5 protein-coding genes are annotated in these 18,078 nt (G+C 38.8%); 4 read left to right on the top strand and 1 reads right to left on the bottom strand.

Going from position 1 to position 18,078, the window contains the following annotated elements:
• Positions 1–135 precede the first annotated feature (135 nt).
• From DDU33_RS05985 to fbp, 4 genes are all read left to right on the top strand, one after another.
• Positions 136–1,455, top strand: coding sequence for an MFS transporter (locus tag DDU33_RS05985; protein WP_005819883.1), 1,320 nt, complete (start codon positions 136–138; stop codon positions 1,453–1,455).
• A gap of 200 nt (positions 1,456–1,655) precedes the next feature.
• Positions 1,656–4,262, top strand: coding sequence for an aminopeptidase N (gene pepN / locus DDU33_RS05980; RefSeq protein WP_108923742.1), 2,607 nt, complete (start codon positions 1,656–1,658; stop codon positions 4,260–4,262).
• A 269-nt stretch (positions 4,263–4,531) separates the two neighbouring features.
• Positions 4,532–5,803 (top strand): NRAMP family divalent metal transporter, encoded by a 1,272-nt coding sequence (locus tag DDU33_RS05975; protein WP_108923740.1) that lies wholly within the window; start codon positions 4,532–4,534, stop codon positions 5,801–5,803.
• A 188-nt stretch (positions 5,804–5,991) separates the two neighbouring features.
• Positions 5,992–6,996, top strand: a complete 1,005-nt coding sequence (gene fbp, locus DDU33_RS05970) for a class 1 fructose-bisphosphatase (RefSeq protein ID WP_005819889.1) — start codon at positions 5,992–5,994, stop codon at positions 6,994–6,996.
• A 200-nt stretch (positions 6,997–7,196) separates the two neighbouring features.
• Here the strand turns inward: fbp and DDU33_RS05965 are convergent, their stop codons facing one another.
• On the bottom strand, positions 7,197–18,056 hold the full coding sequence (locus DDU33_RS05965) for an ESPR-type extended signal peptide-containing protein (RefSeq protein WP_108923738.1): 10,860 nt from the start codon (positions 18,054–18,056) through the stop codon (positions 7,197–7,199).
• Positions 18,057–18,078: the final 22 nt, after the last annotated feature.

Here is an 18,078-nt window from a genome sequence, read left to right as displayed (position 1 = left end):
CAAAAATCTAAATTACAACAAAACAAAAGAGAATAACACTATTAAAAAAGAAAATTGCTTGGCTTATAAAGTTGTTTTCTCTTTTTCAAAATGCTAATGTTCAGGCTCTTTTTCGGATATTTGGAATATTTAAATATGACACAACATACTTTAAGAAATAATCCTCATAAAGTGGCGATTGCAGCCATGGTGGGGACAGCCATTGAGTTTTTTGATTACTATATTTACGCTGCCGCTGCTGTATTAGTCTTCAATACACAGTTTTTTAATAGCGATGATCCTGTTTCAAATGAGCTTCTTTCACTTTCAACTCTTGCCCTTGCCTTTTTTGCTCGCCCTATCGGCTCTGCTCTTTTTGGGCATTTCGGCGATAAAATTGGTCGTAAAAAAACCTTAGTCGCATCATTATTATTGATGGGCGGTTCAACCGTAACTATCGGTTTATTACCAAATTATGAGAGTATTGGTATCTGGGCAACCATTTTGCTCTGCTTATGCCGTATCGGACAAGGTATCGGTTTAGGTGGTGAATGGGGAGGTGCTGCATTAGTGGCAACTGAAAATGCCCCAGATGGTAAACGTGCTTGGTATGGTACCTTCCCACAATTAGGAGCCCCGATTGGTTTATTTTTAGCAAATGGTGCTTTCTTTTTAGTGAGCTACTATTATGGAAAAGAAGCGCTAGTAGAATGGGCATGGCGTATTCCATTCGTCTCTTCCGTTGTACTCGTTGCGGTAGGACTATATGTTCGTATTAGCTTACATGAAAGTCATGTATTTAAAGAAGCGGAAGAAAAAGGTAAAAAACATGCTGCACCAGTAAGTGAAGTATTTAAAAATCACTTAAAACCGTTGATTATTGGTACCTTCATCATGACGGCAACCTATGTTTTATTCTATATCATGACTGCATTTGCTCAAATTTACTCAAAAAGTGCACCAACGCTTTCTGAAGCAGGGCACCCTATGGGCTTAGGTATTCCATCTAATACTTTCACCGGTTTACTTCTATTAAGCGCTATCGTATTCGGTATTTTTATCAGTATATCTGGTGTTTACGCTGATAAAATTGGTCGCCGTAAATGGTTAATTTATGTAACCACCGGTATTGGTATTTTTGGTTTATTAATGCCAGTATTCCTTGGAAACGGTACTCCACTAACGGTTTTTGCATTCTTAGTCGTTGGTATGATTTTTATGGGAATGACATTTGGTCCAATGGCAGCATTATTACCAGAATTATTCCCAACTGAAGTGCGCTACTCCGGTGCATCTTTAGCATATAATTTTGCTTCTATTGTTGGTGCAACCATTGCTGCAACATTTGCAATTAAAATCAATGCAGCGTACGGCTTAATGGGTGTCGGTATCTATCTAGCAATAAATGCTCTTATTACACTACTTGCATTATTCGCCTCAAAAGAAACAAAAAATCTTGATTTAACCGAAGTTTAATCATTTCTCGCAAAAGCCTTGTTATTTTAATAAGGCTTTTTGCTTTAATCCTCCTCACTTACCTTAAAATTCCTTTCAAATTTAGCTTACACTTGGCATAAGATTTATATGAAAATTTGCAATTATTCTAGTACAATGACTGCTATTTTTTGATGGTTAAGAAATCCCCACCTAGATACAAAAAGACTAAGGAAGACGTTATGCAGCCTAAAGCTAAGTTTAGAAAAGATTACCGAGCACCAGAGTTTACTATCACAGATATCTCATTAGATATTCAATTAGATGCAGATCGCACTTTTGTGACTTCAACATTAAAGGTTGAACGTAAAGTGGAAGGCGCAACCCATTTACGTTTAGATGGGCATAGCTTTGATTTTTTATCGTTAAAACTCAATGGAGAGCCTTATTCAAACGTTGAAAAAGACAATGAGTCTTTAACTATTGACGTTTCGGCTGTTGCAGATCAATTTGAACTACAAATTGAAACCGGTTTAAATCCTGCGCAAAATACTTCCTTACAAGGTCTATACCAATCTGGTGATGCAATTTGTACTCAATGTGAGGCAGAAGGCTTTCGCCAAATTACTTATATGTTAGACCGTCCTGATGTTCTTGCAAAATATCGAACAAAAATTACCGCTAATAAAGCAAAATACCCGTTCTTACTTTCTAACGGTAACCGAATTGCACAAGGCGATTTAACTGACGGGCGCCATTGGGTTGAATGGGAAGACCCTTTCTTTAAACCAAGCTATTTATTTGCATTGGTTGCTGGCGATTTTGACTTACTTACCGACTATTTCATTACCAAAAGCGGACGTAAAGTTGCATTAGAGATCTATGTAGATCGAGGTAATTTAGATCGTGCTTCGTGGGCAATAGAAAGTTTAAAACGCTCAATGAAATGGGATGAAGAACGCTTCGGCTTAGAATATGACCTAGATATTTATATGATCGTTGCGGTGGATTTCTTTAATATGGGAGCAATGGAAAATAAAGGGCTAAATATTTTTAACTCTAAATTTGTCTTGGCTAAACCGGAAACAGCAACCGATACCGATTATTTAGATATTGAAAGTGTGATTGCACACGAATACTTCCATAACTGGACAGGAAATCGAGTAACTTGTCGTGATTGGTTCCAATTAAGTTTAAAAGAGGGTTTAACCGTTTTCCGTGATCAAGAATTTACGTCTGATTTATGGTCTCGTCCTGCTAAGCGTATCGAAGACGTTCGCTTATTAAGAGCTGTTCAATTTGCCGAAGATGCCAGCCCAATGGCACACCCCATCCGCCCTGAAAAAGTGATTGAGATGAATAACTTCTATACGGTAACCGTCTATGAAAAAGGGGCTGAGGTTATCCGTATGTTACATACGCTACTTGGCGAAGAAAAATTCCAACAAGGCATGCAGCTTTATATTCAAGAAAATGATGGCAAAGCGGCAACCTGTGAAGATTTTGTCTCCTCAATGGAACGCGCTTCAGGCATTGATTTAACACAATTCCGCCGTTGGTATAGCCAATCAGGTACGCCTGAATTAACAGTAAGCGATGAATACGATGCAGCTCGCCAAATTTATCGATTACACGTAACCCAGCATACACCTTCAACAGCGGATCAGCTCGAAAAATTAAATTTACATATTCCGTTAAAAGTTGCATTAATTGGCGAAACAAGCGGTCAAAAAATTCCACTTATTTACCAAAATGAAAGCATTAATGAGATATTAAATGTCACGCAAGAACAACAAACGTTTGAGTTTCATCATGTAAATGAACGCCCTGTTCCAGCACTATTAGGGGATTTCTCTGCACCTGTACGTTTAGACTTTGATTATTCAGCCGAGCAACTTATTGCATTATTAAAATTTGCGGATAATGATTTTATTCGTTGGGATGCTATTCAAACCCTATTTAATAATGAATTAAAAGAAAATTTAGCCCGCTTACAACAAGGTGAATTACTCCAATTCTCAGAGAAATTTGCCGATGCACTGGCGATGTTGCTCAATAATGTAACCGATCCTCAATTAACGGCATTGATGCTGACGTTACCAAAAGAAACAGAGTTTGCAGAGCTATTCAAAAATATCGATCCAATTGGTATTGCTAAAGTGAGAGAGTATTTGCTTGAGTCTATCGCTGCACATTTTGAAACGAATTTTGTTCAACTTTATCATATTAATGAATGTGGCGCATACCAAGTCAATGCTGAAGATATGGCAAAACGTGCTTTAAGAAATGTATGCTTATCTTATTTGGCATTTACTGATCGTGGCGAAGAATTGGTTAAAGCACATTATGCCACTGCCGATAATATGACTGATACACTTGCTGCACTCTCTGCAGCAACAAAAGCAGAGCTAGAATGTCGAGATGAATTATTAGCCGATTTCGAAGAAAAATGGCATCAAGATGGTTTAGTGATGGATAAATGGTTTGCACTTCAAGCAACAAGACCTGATGAAAATGTCCTTGAAATTGTACAAGGGTTACTTGAGCATCGTAGCTTTAACATCAATAACCCAAACCGCATTCGCTCGTTAGTTGGATCTTTCGCAAGCCAAAACCCAAAAGCATTCCATAATGCAGACGGCTCTGGATACCGCTTCTTAGTAGATATGTTAATCAAATTAAATGAAAGCAATCCTCAAGTGGCTTCTCGTTTAATTGAACCTCTGATTAAACTTTCGCGCTATGATAATCAACGTCAAACGCTGATGAAACGAGGGCTTGAACGTCTGAAAAACTTAGATAACCTTGCTCGAGATTTATTTGAGAAAGTCGAAAAAGTATTGCAATAGAAAGACAAAAGACTAGGGGCTAAAGCAGAAATGTTTTAGCCTCTTTTTTATTTTATAAAATTCTTTTCACCCCAAAACATATCAGCACAATAAACCAACCAAACTACAAAATACAGCATTATACTTCAATACAATCTCAAAAACATTATAAAATAATTACAAGCACAGATTAAAATGCTAAAAAATCTTAAAATAACGCTATTTTTTTCTTTTATTATTGATTACAATCAATTTTATTCAAATAATTTTCTAATTTAAAGGAACTTTTTATGACTCAAGAAATAGAACAATCATCGAGTTGGACTTCTAAATTTAAAGCAATGGGGCCGGGAATTTTAATGGCTTCTGCAGCGGTTGGTGGCTCACATATTGTTGCCTCAACACAAGCTGGGGCAATTTACGGCTGGCAATTAGCGATTATCATTATTTTAGCCAATCTCTTTAAATATCCGTTCTTCCGCTTTGGTGTGCAATATACACTAGGATCAAATAAAACCTTGTTAGAAGGCTATCAAGAAAAAGGGAATATCTATCTTGTTGTATTCTTTATTCTTAACGTAATTGCTGCCATGATCAATACCGCAGCAGTTGGTATTGTTACTGCGGCGATTTTAAAATTCATCATTTCTGCTCTAGGGTTAAGCATCGATCTCAGTATTTCAACTGCAAGTACCATCATTATTATTGTTACCTGGGGAATTTTACTGCTCGGGCAATACAAATTCCTAGATAAGCTCTCTAAATGGATTATGATCGCATTAACCATTTCTACCGTTTCTGCGGTTGTGATTGCAGCGATCAAAGGTGGCGTACAAATTGCACCAGACTTTGTAGAACCAAGCCCTTGGAATCTTGCTTCTTTAGGCTTTATCGTTGCGTTAATGGGTTGGATGCCGGCACCAATTGAAATTTCAGCAATCAACTCTATGTGGGTGGTCGCAAAACGCCGTTTAAGTAAAGTGAGTTTTGAAGATGGCATCTTCGACTTTAACGTAGGCTTTATCGGCACAGCAATTCTAGCAATCATATTCTTAGCTTTAGGTGCAATCGTACAATATGGCTCAGGCGAAGTGGTTGAACAAGCAGGCGTAAAATATATTGCCCAGTTAATTAAAATGTACTCTTTTGCAATCGGAGACTGGTCTAAACTACTTATCGCCTTAATTGCATTTATGTGTATGTTTGGCACAACGATTACCGTAATTGATGGCTATTCACGTGCGAATAATGAAGCACTACGTTTAATTTTGCGTAGAAAAGAAAGCTCTGTGGCAAGTTTAAATATTTGGATGACCGTCACATCCGCTATCGGCATTATCATTATTACCGCATTTATGAGTGATGTAGCAAAAATGCTCACATTTGCGATGATTTGTTCATTCGTTTCTACCCCAATTTTTGCATGGTTAAACTTCTCTCTTGTATTAAAAGGAGAACACCGTGTTAAAGGCGGTTTATTCTGGTTAGCCGTTGTTGGTTTAACTTATTTAACTGCCTTCACACTGCTTTTTGTGGTTTATGAATTAGGGTTAATTAGTTAATTCTCAGTATTCTCTAGAAAATGAGCGAAAGGTATGACTAACCTCTCTCTCATTTTTTATATTACATTCTACATCATAAAATTTGTGATCTACTTCACAAAATTACCATCTCTCATTAGAGCTAATCTCTATTCCCCTCTATAATAATTTAACAATTCTCTAACTTAACATAATAAAAGGAATGTACTATGAAAACACTAGGTGAATTTATTATTGAAAAACAAGCTGAATACCCCGAAGCGAAAGGGGAACTCAGTGGCATCCTCTCTTCTATCCGCCTTGCCGCAAAAATTATTCATCGAGAAATTAACCGTGCGGGTTTAAGCCAAGATATTTTAGGCGTAGCAGGTTCTGAAAATATTCAAGGCGAAGCCCAAATGAAATTAGATGTATTCGCTAACGAAACCATGAAAAAAGCACTGATTGCTCGTGAAGATGTGGCAGGTTTTGCTTCTGAGGAAGACGATAGTTTTGTTGCATTTGATAATGAACGTGGACGCAATGCTAAATATATCCTGATGACAGATCCTCTTGATGGCTCTTCCAACATTGATGTCAATGTTTCCGTTGGAACCATCTTCTCTATTTATAAACGCGTGTCACCCATTGGAACCCCCGTTACCATGGAGGACTTTTTACAAGAAGGACGTAAACAAGTTGCTTCAGGCTATGTTACCTATGGTTCTTCTACTATGCTGGTTTATACAACCGGTAACGGTGTGAATGGCTTTACTTACGATCCATCTCTCGGTTTATTTATTCTCTCTCATCCAGATCTAAAAATGCCTGAAGAAGGAAAATATTATTCGATCAATGAAGGACAATACGTTACCTTCCCACAAGGTGTCAAACGCTTTATTAAATACTGCCAAGAAAGCGATAAAGAGACTAAACGCCCTTATTCTTCACGCTATATTGGTTCATTAGTATCTGATTTCCACCGTAATTTATTAAAAGGTGGGATTTATATTTATCCAACTTCAACCGTTTATCCGAAAGGTAAACTCCGCTTATTATATGAGGGTAATCCAATCGCATTCTTAGCCGAACAAGCCGGCGGTATGGCAACCGATGGAATAAATCCAATTTTAGATATTAAACCGACGGAGCTACACCAACGAGTTCCTTTCTTTACCGGCTCAACATCTATGGTTAAACAAGCGGTTAAATTTATGCAAGAATCTTCAAACTAAATAATTAAATTCAATATTATTTTTTACAATTAATATTAAACGATCAATCAAAATCCCTAAAAGTAATAAAGGCCTTCTTTTATAAGAAGGTCTTTATTATATATAAGAATACCTTGCTAATTGATAATAAAAAAAGAGCTAAGTTCTAGTTTAAACTTAGCTCTTAAAGATTAAATAGTATTAACTATTCAAAAGTCAGTTTACCATTGGTATCCAACACTCGCAGCAGCACCTACACCGCCTCGAGAATCAGTATTAAATGATACTTTAACACCTGTTTTACCATTGTCAGATAAACGAGAGTAACCAACAGATAACGCAGCTTGTCCTTTATAGGTACCAACACCTGCTGCTACCATAGATTTACCTGGAATAGTTGCATGATATAAGTTTCCTGCAGCCATAGCACCTGCTATACCAGCTTTCAAGTCCTTATTCATATTATTCACTTTGTTATCAATATTGTTTACAACACCTTTTAACTGACCAACATTAACGGCATCTGTATTTCTCACACCAGCAGCTACATTTGTTACTCGAGTAGGAGCATTCGTAGAACCAACGCTTAACTCTTTCACACCGTCTTTAGCTTCGGTTGAAGAAATATTTACACCATTATTGCCACCGACTGTAACACTATTAAATGATGGGTCATCAACAGTAGCTACAGATACTGTATTACCAGACTGTTTAACTTTAATGTTCTTACCACCATCAATTGTAACAGTATCACCCATCTTAACATTACTTTTCACATTGGATGTCTCCGTATTACCAGAGGTTGTAACATACCATCCTTTGTTTACTGTGGTTGTAACGTTATTAATAGCATTTGTATTGTTAGTTACATTTTGGTTTGTTGCATATAACTGACTTCCATTTACAGCGTCTTTAGAAGATGCAGAAACGTTACCAGCTGCTACGTTAGTGATTTTCTTATCTCCGGCATCAATACCATCTTTCGTGATACTTGGACCATCTTTGATAGTTAAGCCATCTTGAGTTAATGATGTATCACCAACTTTCACACCTTCGTTATTCACTACAGTGTTACCAACTGTGACAGAACCGTCCTTCGTTAAATTCACATCTTTGTTTAGCTGAATTTCAAGGGTATCCGAGCCATTCGCTTTCACATTAATGTTACCTGAAGCACTACTGAAGTTTTCTGATGCCGCCTTATCTACGCCTTCTCCTACCACTTTCACTACGCTGTTAAGTTTATGATTATTCTTAACTTCGTTGTTACCTGTGAAGATTAAGCCGTCATTTAACGTCGCTACTTCTTCCGTTGTGCCATCTGCTTTTTCGTAAACGATTCGTGTCTTGCTTTCGCCGTCTTTACCATCGTTTCCATCTAAGCCTTTAGCGCCATCTTTCACGGAAATATTAGCACTTACACCATCTTTACCATCCGTGCCTTTCGGACCAGTTAAGCCGATTGAACCATCTTTGCCGTTTAATACGACTGATGCGCCGTCTTTACCAGTTACACCAATAGAGCCGTCTTTACCATCTTTTCCGTCTTTGCCAACTAAGATGTCTGAGCCTAAACTAACTTCCAATGCTTTCGTACCATCTCCTTTTGTGATCACATTTGTTTTCACATTGCCATCACCTATTACAGAGACCGTTGTACCTAGATCTTGAATGACTTCTTTTCCATTTTCGTCTTTCAGACCAAATGCATTCTGAGTTAACTCATTCTTCACATTGTAAAGTTGTGAGCCATTTATTGCTTCAGTTGAATTAGCAGAAATATCGCCATCAGCAACGCCTGTAATAACTTTATTACCTGCATTGATACCATCTTTCGTGATACTTGGACCGTCTTTGATAGTTAAGCCATCTTGAGTTAATGATGTATCACCAACTTTCACACCTTCGTTATTCACTACAGTGTTACCAATAGTAACAGAACCATCTTTAGTTAAATCAAGATCTTTGTTGACCGAAACGGTATAAATAGATTGACCATTACCGCCAATATCTTCCGTTACAGTAATATTATCACCCTGTTTAACTTCTGTCTTCGCAGCTTTAGCTGCTTCTTGAACAGTATAAAGCTGTGATCCATTTACTGCTTCAGTTGAGTTTGCAGAAATATCGCCATCAGCAACGCCTGTAATAACTTTATTACCTGCATTGATACCATCTTTCGTGATACTTGGACCATCTTTGATAGTTAAGCCATCTTGAGTTAATGATGTATCACCAACTTTCACACCTTCGTTATTCACTACAGTGTTACCAACTGTGACAGAACCGTCCTTCGTTAAATTCACATCTTTGTTTAGCTGAATTTCAAGGGTATCCGAGCCATTCGCTTTCACATTAATGTTACCTGAAGCACTACTGAAGTTTTCTGATGCCGCTTTATCTACGCCTTCTCCTACCACTTTCACTACGCTGTTAAGCTTATGATTATTCTTAACTTCGTTGTTACCTGTGAAGATTAAGCCGTCATTTAACGTCGCTACTTCTTCCGTTGTGCCATCTGCTTTTTCGTAAACGATTCGTGTCTTGCTTTCACCGTCTTTACCATCGTTTCCATCTAAGCCTTTAGCGCCATCTTTCACGGAAATATTAGCACTTACACCATCTTTACCATCCGTGCCTTTCGGACCAGTTAAGCCGATTGAACCATCTTTGCCGTTTAATACGACTGATGCGCCGTCTTTACCTGTCGCGCCAATTTGGCCATCTACGCCATCTACGCCGTCACGACCTGCAATGATTGTACCGTTACCGTTAATGACGACACCATCTTTGCCATCTTTACCGCTTACGCCAATTTGACCGTCTTTGCCGTCTTTACCACCAATCGTCAGATTGTTGTTTAAAGCAAAGGTTACGTTATTTGCGTCTTTCGTGATAACGATGTTGCCATCTTTATTCGCTAAGTCTACCGTTGCATTCGGAGCAACATTCGAGCTGTTTGTGCCATTTACCGTTAAATTCCAACCCGCTGATGCTGTGCTATTCACCGCTTCTAGCTGATCTTTATTAACTGCATCTGTACCATTCACGCCCGGTGCCACATTGGTAATGGTGTTATTACCATTGTCTAAACCTTTATCCGTGAGGCTTACTGTGCCATTCGCACCGCCAGTAATCGTTGTACCATTGCCACCAATTACCGTGGTAATGCCACTTGTAGAATCAGTAAAGGTTGCGTTCGTTAAGTCGGCTAAAGATTTTGCCATCTTAATGACTAAAGCACCATCTACGTTATCTACACGTAAGTTTTTATCGGTTACCGCTGCATCTTCGCTTAAGTTACCTTTGATCGTTAATGTCTCATTCAGTTTTTTCGCTATCACTGAACTTACATTATCGCCCGTAAAGTAAAGACCATCATTTAATGTCGCAACTGTTTCGGTTTCACCATTTGGTTTTTCGTAAACGATTCGTGTCTTGCTTTCGCCGTCTTTACCATCGTTTCCTGCAATGCCTTTCTCACCGTCTTTCACGCTGATGTTAGCACTTGCGCCATCTTTACCATCTGCACCTTTCGGGCCGGTTAAGCCGATTGAGCCATCTTTACCGTTTAATACGACTGATGCACCGTCTTTACCTGTCGCGCCAATTTGGCCATCTACGCCATCTACGCCGTCACGACCTGCAATGATTGTACCGTTACCGTTAATGACGACACCATCTTTGCCATCTTTTCCTGCAACACCAATTTGACCATCTTTACCATCAGCGCCATCTTTTCCTTGACCACCAATTGTAATATTGTCATTTAATGCAAATGTAACGTTATTGTTCTCTTTCGTAATAATGATGTTGCCATCTTTATTCGCTAAGTCTACCGTTGCATTCGGAGCGACATTCGAGCTGTTTGTGCCGTTTACCGTTAAATTCCAACCCGCTGATGCTGTGCTATTTACCGCTTCTAACTGATCTTTATTAACTGCATCCGTACCATTTACGCCTGGAGCCACATTGGTAATGGTGTTATTACCGTTATTTAAACCATCTTTGCCAAGACTTACAGTATCTTTGCTTCCACCTGTAATCGTCACACCATCATTATTCATGACAGTATTGCCCGTTGTTACGTTAGTAAAGGTTGGGGTCATGCTGGTTGCAATACTGATATTTGCGCCCGTTTGAGTAATATTGATGTTATTACCACCATCAATAGTCACTGTATCGCCCATCGCAACTTTAGTCACTTCTGGGTTATTAGTATTACCTGATGTAGTAATATTCCAACCTTTCGCAACTTCATTAGTAATGTTCGTCACGTTTTGGTTTGTTGCATATAACTGACTTCCGTTAACCGCATCTTTACTACTTTCAGAAATAGTTCCGTTAGCGACATTGGTAATCGTGTTATTACCGGCATTAATGCCATCTTTCGTCACACTTACTGTGCCATTCGTGCCACCGGTAATCGTCACACCATCAGTATTCGTCGTGGTGTTACCCGTTACAACACTGGTAAAGCTTGGATTTTCCGCAATCTTAACAACCAATTCACCATTCACATTATCTACACGAATATTGTTTGCTGATGCTTCCGCTGTCTCCGATAAAGCTCCCACTACGCTTAACGTTTCGCCTAATTTTTTCGCTATCGTCTCGCCAGTGTTACCTTTAAACTTCAAGCCATCATCTAAGGTTGCAACTTCATGCGTTGTGCCATTCGGATCGGTATATACAATACGTGTTAAAGTGTCACCGTCTTTGCCATTAATACCTGGTTTGCCTTCTACCACGGTTAAGGTTGCATTGCTACCTGGTTTGCCATCAACACCATCACGTCCATTGATGCCAATCGTGCCGTTACCATTAATAACGACGCCATCTTTACCATCTTTTCCTGCAACACCAATTTGACCATCTTTACCATCAGTGCCATCTTTTCCTTGACCACCAATTGTAATATTGTCATTTAATGCAAATGTAACGTTATTTGCGTCTTTCGTAATAATGATGTTGCCATCTTTATTCGCTAAGTCTACCGTTGCATTCGGAGCGACATTCGAGCTGTTTGTGCCGTTTACCGTTAAATTCCAACCCGCTAATGCTGTGCTATTCACCGCATCTAACTGATCTTTATTAACTGCATCCGTACCATTCACGCCTGGAGCAACATTAGTAATAGTGTTATTACCGTTATTTAAACCATCTTTACCAAGACTTACAGTATCTTTGTTTCCACCTGTAATCGTTACCCCATCAGTATTCATGACAGTATTACCCGTCGTTACTGTGGTAAAGCTTGGTGTCATGCTGGTTGCAATAGTAATTTTCTTACCGTCTTGGGTAAGTTGAATGTTATTACCACCATCAATAGTGACTGTATTACCCATTTCAACTTTAGCGTCTGTCGAATTTTGGGTATTGCCCGATGTGGTAATATTCCAACCTTTCGCAACTTCATTAGTAATATTCGTTACATTTTGGTTTGTCGCATATAACTGGCTACCATTAACCGCTTCTTTACTACTTTCAGAAATAGTTCCGTTAGCAACGTTGGTAATCGTGTTATTACCGGCATTAATGCCATCTTTCGTCACACTTACTGTGCCATTCGTGCCACCGGTAATCGTCACACCATCAGTATTCGTCGTGGTGTTACCCGTTACAACACTGGTAAAGCTTGGATTTTCCGCAATCTTAACAACTAACTGACCATTTTCGCTATCTACTCGAATGTTGTTTGCGGAAGCGGCACTTTCATTTGCTAGCGTACCAACAACACTTAAGGTTTCCCCTAATTTCTTCGCGATAGTTTCACCTTTATTACCCGCAAATTTCAAGCCATCATCTAAGGTTGCAACTTCGTGTGTTGTACCATTCGGATCGGTATATACAATGCGAGTTAAGGTTTCACCATCTTTACCATTGATGCCAGGAGTTCCCTCTTTCACAGTAATATTTGCAGACGCGCCATCTTTACCATTTAAACCAATGGTACCATTTGTGCCATCTAAGCCAATCTTACCGTCTTTTCCACCAATCGTCAGATTGTTGTTTAAAGCAAAGGTTACGTTATTTGCATCTTTCGTGATAACGATATTGCCATCTTTATTTGCTAAGTCGACGGTCGCATTTGGTGCTACATTTGAACTATTCGAGCTGTTTACAGTTAAATTCCAACCCGCTGATGCAGTACTATTTACTTTTTCTAGCTGGTCTTTATTTACCGCATCCGTACCATTCACGCCTGGAGCAACATTAGTAATAGTGTTATTACCGTTATTTAAACCATCTTTAGTAATCGTCACAGGCTCTTTACCACCAGTAATCTTCACACCATCATTATTCATGACAGTATTGCCCGTTGTTACGTTAGTAAAGGTTGGGGTCATGCTGGTTGCAATACTGATATTTGCGCCCGTTTGAGTAATATTGATGTTATTACCACCATCAATAGTCACTGTATCGCCCATCGCAACTTTAGTCACTGTTGGATTAGTTGTATTACCTGATGTAGTAATATTCCAACCTTTTGCAACTTCATTAGTAATATTGGTTACATTTTGGTTTGTTGCATATAATTGGCTACCATTAACCGCATCTTTTGAGTCTGCTGACACATTACCTGCAGTGACATTGGTAACTTTCTTATCTCCCGCATTAACGCCACCATCTTTGGTAATACTTGGACCATTCTTAATAGTTACGCCATTTTGGTTTACTACAGTATCACCAATAGTTACAGAACCATCTGTCGTTAAGTTGATATCTTTATTCAACTGAATTTCAAGGGTATCAGAACCATTAGCTTTCACATTAATGTTGCCAGATGCGCTCTTGAAGCTATCAGAAACGGCCTTATTAACACCTTCGCCAACAACTTTAACCACGCTGTTAAGTTTATGCGCATTCTGAACTTCGTTATTGCCAGTAAAGATCAACCCATCGTTTAATGTTGCAACTTCCTCTGTTGAGCCATCAGCTTTTTCATAAACAATACGAGTTGTACCATTTTTACCATCAACGCCTGGTTTGCCATCTTTAACAGTAATATTTGCAGATACGCCATCTTTACCATTTAAACCAATGGTACCGTTTGCGCCATCTAAACCAATCTTACCGTTTTGGCCATCTTTACCACCAATCGTTAACTTATCATTTAAGCCAAAAGTCACATTGTTTGCTTCTTTCGTGATAATGATGTTGCCATCTTTATTTGCTAAGTCGACGGTCGCATTTGGTGCTACATTTGAACTATTCGAGCTGTTTACAGTTAAATTCCAACCCGCTGATGCAGTACTATTTACTTTTTCTAGCTGGTCTTTATTTACCGCATCCGTACCATTCGCGCCTGGAGCAACATTAGTAATGGTATTATTGCCGTTATTTAAACCATCTTTAGTAATCGTCACAGGCTCTTTACCACCAGTAATCTTCACACCATCATTATTCATGACAGTATTGCCCGTTGTTACGTTAGTAAAGGTTGGGGTCATGCTGGTTGCAATACTGATTTTTTTACCGTCTTGGGTAAGAAGAATATTGTTACCACCATCAATGGTTACCGTATTACCCATTTCAACTTTAGCTTCTGTTGCCGGAGTTGTAGTATTACCCGATGTAGTGATATTCCAACCTTTCGCGACTTCATTAGTAATGTTCGTCACATTTTGGTTTGTTGCATATAATTGGCTACCATTAACTGCATCTTTTGAGTCTGCTGACACATTACCTTCAGTTACATTGGTAATTTTCTTATCACCAGCATTAACACCATCTTTTGTGATGCTTGGGCCACCAGTGATCGTTAAACCTGAGTCATTCAATACTGAATTACCCGTTGTAACGCTAGTAAACGTTGGATTCGCCGAGGTTGAAACATTATAAATTGTTTGACCATTAGCACCTGTTTTACTCGCAACTTCAATATTACTACCTGCTTCAACTTCTGTTTTTGCAGCCGCAGCAGCTTTATTGATCGCTACAGCAATATCGCCAGCTTTTACAAAAGTATCGCCCGTTGTATCACCTGCAGTCACATTACCTTTATCATCTGCAGTTAATGACGTAGTATTTATATCAAAAGTAATATTCTTATTATCGTTACGCGCAGTTGTGCCTTTACCATTAACAAAGCCAACATCGTTATTATCTTTATTAATTGTTTCTACATTCTGACCATTCACGCTTGTTGTGAAAGATTGAAGAGCACTATCAGCTACAGTTTTAACAGAATACAGTTGGCTACCATTTACAGCATCTTTACTATCAACTGAAATGCTACCGTTTGATACATTAGTAATTACTTTATTGCCAGCATCAATACCTGATGTTGTAACATTCGGTCCACCTTTGATTGTTAAACCATCATTATTCATGACAGTATTGCCCGTCGTTACGTTAGTAAAGGTCGGGGTCATGCTGGTTGCAATACTAATTTTTTTACCCTCTTGGGTAAGTTGAATGTTGTTACCACCATCAATGGTTACGGTATCACCCATCGCTACATTTTCTTTTACATTTGATGTAGTCGTATTACCCGATGTAGTGATATTCCAACCTTTCGCAACTTCATTACGAATAGTTGTCACATTTTGATTTGTTGCGTATAACTGACTACCGTTAACAGCATCTTTCGAATTTACAGAAACATCTCCTGCTGTCACGTTAGTAATTTTCTTATCGCCTGCATCAATGCCTGATGAAGTAATATTTGGACCATTGGTAATTTTTAAACCATCATTATTGATAGTTGTTCCACCAATAGTAATAGAACCTGCATCAGTTAAATTTAATGTGTTATTTAACGTGACAATATAGTCGTTACCGCCTGTATTATTTTTAGAAGCATTAAGCGTAACGTTAACATTACTATTTCCTGCGGAAGCCGATTCTTCTTTTTTCAGCTGTTTTTTAGTGTCTTCATTTAAGGCAACTGTATAGCTCGTTTCACTTTGAGCATTAGTTGTTGAGGTAACTGAAATACCTTCGCCTTCAGTCACTTTAGTGTTATTTGCATGAACAGTGTAGATTGTATGACCATCTGTAGCACTTGCACTCTCTACGCGAGTATTTGTACCAGCTTTAACTTCTGTTTTTGCTGCTTGTACTGCTTCGTGAATAGTCTCTTTTCCGGTTCCACCAATGTTACTAAAAGTAATATTTCCATTACCATCTACCTTAGCATCACCACCAAGGTTATTTACAATGCTACTTGCTACATTACCAATAATGTTATTTGTCGCATAAAGTTGAGAACCATTAATTGCATCAGTAGAATCTGATGAGATTTTACCTGCAGCAACATTTACAATTTGACGCTCTGCACCAACATTACCAACAGATACTACACTTGAAGGATTCGTACCACTAAATCCGCCATAAGTAATACCATTTACTGTTGCTGTTGTTTCTTTTGTTGCAGCTCGAGTTACTGAATTTGAACCCAATGCAACTGCATTTTCATGAGATGCAACCGCTTTCGCACCAATTGCTGACGCATTTTTAGCGCTTACAGTTGAATTAAAACCAATCGTAGTAGAATTCTCAGCACCTTTTACAACTTTTGATGTTTCACCAATAGCAACACTACCACTAGCATTTTGTTCAACCAACGCTTCTGAACCAATCGCTACTGTTTTATCTGTTCTTACTACAGATGAAGTTCCAATACTAATAGAACGTTCACTCGCAACATTAGCAAAAGAACCCATTGCAATAGAGTTATTTCCATAAGAACGAGCTTCGCGACCAATTGCCATTGAGTTTTCTTGTGTAGCATGAGCTGCACCACCAATAGCTACAGATACGTTACCAAATGCTTTTGCTTCTCCACCAAGTGCAAGAGCATATAAATCTGTCGCAGATGCATTTGTACCAAGTGCAAAAGCATTATCTTTAGTTGAAGTCGCATTTGTACCTAAAGCAACGGTATTATTTGCACGTGCATCTGCCTCTGTCCCTAACGCAAATGAATCGACACCTGTTGAGGTCGTATTTGTACCAAAGGCAATACTTCTTGTTTGATTCGCAGTTGCATTCGTACCAAGCGCAAAAGCATCAACACCAGTCGCATTTGTTGTTGTACCTAAAGCGAAAGCTCGTTCTTGAGATGCTCTAGCTTTTGTCCCCATCGCAAATGAGCTTTGCGCCGCAACATCCGGGTTCAATACATCTGCATTTAAAAAAGAATCTCTCTCAGTCTTAAATGTTCCGGTTTGAGCATCTGAACCTAATGCAAAAGAGTCATTACCATTGGTTTTAGCAGATGTACCAATCGCGAAAGAACGATCCCCATTAGACTGGGTATTATTCATACCATCGTATTTTGTTCTTAATGTTTCATTACCTGGATCACCAGCTAAATTCACATGATCGGCACTACCTAAAGCGAAAGATTGTTTACCCTTCGCCGTAGCTGAAGAACCCATTGCCACACTTGAACGACCATCCGCCCATGCTGCAGAGCCCATTGCCATAGCAAAGTCACTTGTTGCGGCTGATTGTCGCATGATAGCTAAAGAGTTAAAACCATAAGCAAGAGAAGCAGTACCAATCGCAACTGAGCCGATATTTCCTGTTTGTGCCATTGGACCGATAGCGACCGATAGAGCTCCTGATGTATTCGCATAATCACCAATTGCCACACTACTTGCGACACCAGTCTGGCTAACGGCGTTAGTATATCGCCCAATAGCAATACCTTCTGACCAGTTTACATCAGAAAATGTATTACCTGTCCCTTCAACAGCTAATCTATTTGAATAAGATTTAGAACCAGGGTTATAGTAGTTATAAGCATAAACATTCGTACTAGTAGTTCCTTTAGAAACACTTGTACTTGTAGTCCCATCGCCTGTTGCCGCATATATCCCAGAATTAGTCCCAATTGCAATAGCAGCATTAACATTATGTGAGAAAGTTGAAAGGATAAAGAAGGAGGATATTGCAGTAAGCGTTAAACCTCTAACACCAGAAATCTGACCACTTGAACTTCTTGATGTTGAAAGTTCACCTCTCTCATCTGTTTGAGAAGAGACCTTCCCTCGATTTTTAGCTAGTTCAGAAACAACCGTAAACGTTTGCGTAGCATGGTTCCAAACTACCTTGAATATTTTATTCATAGTAAAACCCCTAAAATAAAAT

It is taken from the genome of Actinobacillus porcitonsillarum, from assembly GCF_003101015.1.
Lineage (GTDB): Bacteria > Pseudomonadota > Gammaproteobacteria > Enterobacterales > Pasteurellaceae > Haemophilus_A > Haemophilus_A porcitonsillarum.
This window is presented reverse-complemented; position numbering and strand designations above follow the sequence as displayed.

Bases quoted from the DNA above. Each gene is read 5' to 3' on its own strand.
- DDU33_RS05985 (WP_005819883.1), top strand. From the start codon at position 136: ATGACACAACATACTTTAAGAAATAATCCTCATAAAGTGGCGATTGCA.
- pepN (WP_108923742.1), top strand. From the start codon at position 1,656: ATGCAGCCTAAAGCTAAGTTTAGAAAAGATTACCGAGCACCAGAGTTT.
- DDU33_RS05975 (WP_108923740.1), top strand. From the start codon at position 4,532: ATGACTCAAGAAATAGAACAATCATCGAGTTGGACTTCTAAATTTAAA.
- fbp (WP_005819889.1), top strand. From the start codon at position 5,992: ATGAAAACACTAGGTGAATTTATTATTGAAAAACAAGCTGAATACCCC.
- DDU33_RS05965 (WP_108923738.1), bottom strand. From the start codon at position 18,056: ATGAATAAAATATTCAAGGTAGTTTGGAACCATGCTACGCAAACGTTT.